5 protein-coding genes are annotated in these 4858 nt (G+C 34.8%); 1 reads left to right on the plus strand and 4 read right to left on the minus strand.

Going from position 1 to position 4858, the window contains the following annotated elements:
* The coding region (locus ACI32A_RS09360) for an NCS2 family permease (protein ID WP_439754793.1) at positions 1–1281 on the plus strand (1281 nt) is incomplete at its 5' end.
* A gap of 56 nt (positions 1282–1337) precedes the next feature.
* On the opposite strand, the gene ACI32A_RS09365 is transcribed toward ACI32A_RS09360, so the two are convergent.
* The 4 genes from ACI32A_RS09365 to prfA form a co-directional block, all read right to left on the minus strand.
* Positions 1338–1637, minus strand: coding sequence for a hypothetical protein (locus ACI32A_RS09365; protein ID WP_439754794.1), 300 nt, complete (start codon positions 1635–1637; stop codon positions 1338–1340).
* A gap of 136 nt (positions 1638–1773) precedes the next feature.
* Complete coding sequence (gene map / locus ACI32A_RS09370) at positions 1774–2640, minus strand: type I methionyl aminopeptidase (RefSeq protein WP_439754795.1); 867 nt, start codon at positions 2638–2640, stop codon at positions 1774–1776.
* Positions 2641–2655: 15 nt separating this feature from the next.
* Complete coding sequence (gene prmC, locus ACI32A_RS09375) at positions 2656–3501, minus strand: peptide chain release factor N(5)-glutamine methyltransferase (RefSeq protein ID WP_439754796.1); 846 nt, start codon at positions 3499–3501, stop codon at positions 2656–2658.
* Positions 3498–4574, minus strand: a complete 1077-nt coding sequence (prfA, locus tag ACI32A_RS09380) for a peptide chain release factor 1 (protein WP_439754797.1) — start codon at positions 4572–4574, stop codon at positions 3498–3500. Before prfA ends, prmC begins: the two co-directional genes overlap by 4 nt.
* Positions 4575–4858 lie beyond the last annotated feature (284 nt).

The following is a 4858-nucleotide window of genomic DNA, read 5'->3' on the forward strand; positions in this document are numbered from 1 at the left end:
AAAACTGAGATTCTTGCTGGGATTACAACCTTCTTGGCAATGGCCTATATTTTAGGTGTCAATCCTAGTGTTTTATCGGCTTCAGGAATGAGCCCAACAGCTGTATTTACAGCAACTGCTATTTCAGCTGGTTTTGCTTCTATTTTAATGGGATTGTTAGCCAACTATCCTGTTGCTTTAGCACCTGGAATGGGAGTCAATGCTTTATTTGCCTACACAGTATGTGGTGCTATGGGATATAGCTGGCAAGCTGCTTTAGCTGCTGTCTTTATTTCTGGTGTCATCTTTGTTGTGATTTCTGTTACTGGAATTCGTAAAGCCATTATCAATGCGATTCCTGTACAAATGAAATTTGCGATTGGAGCTGGAATTGGTTTCTTTATTGCGTTTATTGGATTTAAAAATGCAGGAATCATTGTCAGCAATGAAGCTACTTTTGTGGGTATTGGTAGTTTAACAGATCCAACTGTTTTACTGGCTTTGTTTGGTTTATTAGTCACAATTGCTTTAGTTGTTAAAAAAGTTCCTGCTGCTGTTTTTGTAGGAATGGTTATTACAGCTATTATTGGAATTGTATTAGGTTTCATGGGAATTGAAGGAATGCCTGTTGTCAGTCAAGTTGCTTCTTTGAATTTTGATTTCTCTGCCACTGGTCAATTTGTTTCTGGTTTTGGTGAATTATTTGCTCATCCTTTCCAGGCTGTTGTCATTTTATTTTCTTTCTTATTTGTGGATTTCTTTGATACAGCTGGTACATTGATTTCAATTGGAAACAATATTGGATTGGTTAATAAAAAAGGTGAATTGGAAAATGGAGAACGTGCATTGTTAGCTGATGCCGTTGGTACAGTAGCTGGAGCTGCATTAGGTACTTCAACTGTTACAAGTTTTGTGGAATCAACTTCTGGTGTTGGAGTTGGTGGTCGTACTGGACTAACAGCTATCACAACTGGTATCTTGTTCTTATTAGCAACAATTTTCTCTCCATTTATTTTATCCATCGCAACAAATGCCGTTACAGCTCCTGCATTAATTGTAGTTGGAATTATGATGGCTCAGCAATTGGGAAATATTGAATGGAAGGATATGGTCATTGCCGCTGCTGCTTTTACAACAGTCATTATGATGGTATTGATGTATTCTATTTCTGATGGAATTGCTTGTGGATTTATTGTTTATACAATTGGAATGTTAGCTTCTGGTCGCACTAAAGAAATGAATCCAATCATCTATGCTTTAGATATATTATTCATTATTTATTTCATTAGTTTATGTTTCTAAAAAGACCTTCGGGTCTTTTTTTTTGTAAAAAAAAGATATTGGAAATGTCCAATATCTTATCCATTGACTACATCTTTATATTTTCTACGATTTGGATGTAAATTGTCAACATAGAAACGAATTGTTAATGATTTTGCGATTTTTGTACGAATCTTTGGTTCAACAACAAATCCGTCTCCTTCTAACATGGCATCTAACATAGCTTTGCAGCAAGGAGAGATGTTGTTTACCCCTGGTTCACATTCATCTTTTAATTCTCCTGCATTCAATTCTATATATAACCACATTTTATCATGCGCCTCTTGTTTCATTTCCTGAATCTTAGCCGCATATTGATCTTGAGTCCATTTTTCCATAAACACATAAATCCTTTCTATACTCGATGATATTAACCTAAAACGATTTGAAATTCAAGGTTTTATAGGAAAAACTAATAAAAACATTACATTATTTTATGTAAAGCGCTCTCATTTAAAAAAAAAGAATGGAAATTTAATAAGCTAATATCTCTACTCCTTTTTCTGTTACATAAATTGTATGCTCCCATTGAGCCGATAATAAACCATCTTCTGTATAAGCCGTCCATCCATTGTCGGCATCAATATATAAATCTCTTTTTCCTTCATTGATCATAGGCTCAATGGTAAAGACCATACCAGGAGCAATGACCATGCCTGTATTTCGAATACCAACGTGATGTACAAAAGGATCTTCATGGAAGGCTTTTCCTACGCCGTGTCCACAAAAATCAGTCACAACGCTATAGCCATTTTTATGGGCAACTTCCTGAATAGCTGCTCCAATATCTCCAAAATACCCCCATGGCCGGACGGCTTGAATACCGGCTTGCAGGCATTCTTTTGTCACATCCACTAATTTTTGTGCTTCTTTTGATACTTGTCCAATACAAAACATTCTGGAAGCATCCGCAAAATGTCCATGAACAATTGTTGTACAATCCACGTTAATAATATCACCTTCCTGAAGAATGATATTTTTATCTGGAATTCCATGACAGACTTCATCATTTAAAGATGTACAACAACTCTTTGGATATCCTTCATAGCCAAGACAAGCTGGAATGGCTCCATGTGAAACTGTATAATTATAAACCATTTGATCAATTTCTTCGGTTGACATGCCTGCTTTAATTTCTTTGGATACTAAATCCAATATTTCATTATTGATTTTGGCCGCTTTTTTGATCCATTTAATATCTTCTTCGTTTTTAATTAAAGAATGCGGTGGTACAATTTTTCCCTGTAGTTTTAAAATAGAAATTGTATTATCCCATTGTTCATGACAATGTTTATATTTTTTTTTGGATCCGCACCAGCAAACTGAATTTTTTTTGATCATATTTTTTCCTTCTTTCTAAAATTCAATCGTTAACATACGATCTTTTTGGCTCATATCTTTATGAATTTGAATCAAAGCATTTGGAAAATAATGTTTTGCCAAAGTATACAATGCCTCTCCTTGTTGATAACCCATTTCAAAAGCCAGTAAAGCGTGTTCTTTACAAACTAAATGTGCTTTTTCAAAGACATCACGATAAAATTTCAATCCATCTTCTCCTCCAAAAAGCGCAACATGTGGTTCATAATCAATCACACTATGTTCCATTTGTTCGTCTTGGGGGATATATGGAGGATTGCATACCAAAATATCACAGTGAAGGTTTCGATCAATATATGGATCTAACATACTGCCACATATAAAGTTCACATGGGCATTGAGTTTCTTATTGTTTTCATAGGCAACTTCTAATGCTTCTTTTGAAATATCCGAAGCAATCACATCTAATTTTTCTTCTTCTAAACTTAATGTAATTCCAATCGCGCCTGAACCCGTTGCCACATCAAATAATGTTACGTGCTGGTAATCCGTAAATTTTTCATCAAATTTTTGTAGAACTAATTCTACTAATTCTTCTGTTTCTGGTCGAGGAATCAATACGTTTTCATTCACAATAAAATCATATCCAAAAAACCATTCATAACCTAATACATAGCCCAATGGTTTTCCTTGTTCCATTTCACAAACAGCTCTCTTATAATATTCTTCAATTTCATTATCACATTCCTCGTCCATACAAAGATATAAATTTATATTTTTTTGACGAGTTAATTCCACCATGAGAAGCTGAGCCGCTTGTTCTCCTTGATTCGCTTTGAACAAACGATCCTTTGCTTCTATTATCAATGAATGGTATGTCATGCTTTTTCTCCAGCCAGTTTAGCTTGCTGATCAGCTAGTTGAAGAGCACTCATCAAGTCTTCTAAACGACCATCCATAATTCGATCCAATTGATTGACTGTATAACCAATTCGATGATCGGTTACACGATTTTGTGGATAATTGTATGTACGAATTTTTTCAGCACGATCGCCTGTACCAATTTTTGTACGACGCTCTGCCCCCGCTTTTTCATCAATTTCACGTTGTCTTTCTTCATATACACGCGCACGAATTGTCATTAAAGCTGTCGCACGGTTTTCGTGTTGTGAACGACCATCTTGACACTTTACAACAATTCCTGTTGGCTTATGTACAATACGAACGGCGGAATCCGTTTTATTGATGTGCTGTCCACCAGCTCCAGAAGAACGCATTGTTTCAATTTCCAGATCATTCATATCAATGTCAAAATCTTCTTCTTCAATTTCTGGCATACACAATACAGTAGCTGTAGAAGTATGAATTCTTCCTTGTGATTCTGTTTTTGGCACACGTTGTACACGATGGGAACCTGATTCAAATTTTAAAGTTCCATAGGCACCATCTCCATTGACTTTAAACGAAACAAGCGAATATCCACCGGCTTCACTGTCTTCCATTTCAATGATTTCTACACGCCATCCTTTTGATTCACAATATTTTGAATACATACGGAATAAATCACCCGCAAAGATGTTTCCTTCATCACCTCCAGCTGCTCCACGAATTTCAAGAATACAGTTATGAGAATCATTTGGATCTTTTGGAACCAGCAACAATTCCAGTTTATCTAAATATTCCTGAATTTTTGGTTCTAATTCTTCAATTTCCATCAAAACCATTTCTCGAATTTCTTTATCATCTTCTTGCGATAAAAGTTTAGCATCTTCTAATTCTGCACAAGCTTGTTTATAAGCGTTATATGTATCAACAACCGGTAACAATTCATTTTGTTCACGACCTAGTTTTGCCATTTCTTTGCGATCGGATACAATGTCATTTCGCATCATCAATTCATTGATTTCTTCATGACGAGCCACCAATGACTCCAATCTTTCTTCCATTTTTGCCATATTTATCGATCCTTTCTAATTTACACAAATTCGCATCATAAATATATCATGAAACTACATAAAAATCATTTAATCAATAATTTTATGATATAATTTTTTTCAGGAGGAATTATGAATCAAATATCACTGACAACTGGATCCATAAAAAAAAGTATATTATATTTTTCCATTCCTGTTTTCTTTTCCAATTTATTTCAACAATTATATAATACTGTAGATACATTACTGATTCCCGTGTTTAGAAGTTTGCACCATTTTTTTTAGAAGTAAGATAATATCGATAG

The organism is Floccifex sp., assembly GCF_051873555.1.
GTDB lineage: Bacteria > Bacillota_I > Bacilli_A > Erysipelotrichales > Erysipelotrichaceae > Floccifex.

Bases quoted from the DNA above. Each gene is read 5' to 3' on its own strand.
- map (WP_439754795.1), bottom strand. From the start codon at position 2,640: ATGATCAAAAAAAATTCAGTTTGCTGGTGCGGATCCAAAAAAAAATAT.
- prfA (WP_439754797.1), bottom strand. From the start codon at position 4,574: ATGGCAAAAATGGAAGAAAGATTGGAGTCATTGGTGGCTCGTCATGAA.
- ACI32A_RS09365 (WP_439754794.1), bottom strand. From the start codon at position 1,637: ATGGAAAAATGGACTCAAGATCAATATGCGGCTAAGATTCAGGAAATG.
- prmC (WP_439754796.1), bottom strand. From the start codon at position 3,501: ATGACATACCATTCATTGATAATAGAAGCAAAGGATCGTTTGTTCAAA.